The following is a 619-nucleotide window of genomic DNA, read 5'->3' as shown; positions in this document are numbered from 1 at the left end:
CATAGTGTTCCAGCAGCGCTTCGTAGCGCGTTGTGAAGTCGTCCTGCTCCTGCAGGTTCTTGAACGCCGCCGACAGGCTGTCGGTGCGATGTTCGCGCGGGCAGCCGCCGGCCTGCCGGAGCGCGCTCTGCAAGCCCGAAGACAGCGCCTCGAAGCTCTCCCCGCCTTCGACCACCTGGGCGTACTCCCAGCGAGAGAATGCAAACACGAAGTGATACAGGCGGAATGGAGCGCCGGCGATAGTGACGGCCAGCGCTTGCATGTCGGTGAAGTCCGACAGCGCCCGAATCCCCGGAGCATGCTCCTGCGGGAAAAAGACTTCCTTGGGCGGCCCGGACACAGCCCGCCACTTGCTGATGCCCGTTCGAGCGTGCGGCGCATGCTGTCGGGGTACTGGTCCGGGTGATCGTCCTGAAGCTTGCGCAGAATGGTGATGGCCTGCAGGCGGGGCTCGCCGGCAAGCATCGGCACGACTTCCGTGTCCCAGACCTCGACGAACGGATCTGGCCGTGAGCGCCAGTAACGGCGGGGCTTCTGCGAAGGCAGTTGGCTATCACGTTCGATACGCCGGGCACTGCGCACACTGATGCCGGCCTTGGCGGCGGCGATCTCCTGGCTA

General features: G+C 65.3%; 1 pseudogene. It reads right to left on the bottom strand.

Annotated features, from left to right (window positions below):
- Window positions 1–619, bottom strand: a pseudogene (locus J8I34_RS34280) (IS21 family transposase); the annotation flags it as partial.

Source organism: Cupriavidus phytohabitans (assembly GCF_017815025.1).
Taxonomy (GTDB): domain Bacteria; phylum Pseudomonadota; class Gammaproteobacteria; order Burkholderiales; family Burkholderiaceae; genus Cupriavidus.
Note: the sequence above shows the minus strand (reverse complement) of the source record. Positions and strands in the feature narration are given on the sequence as shown.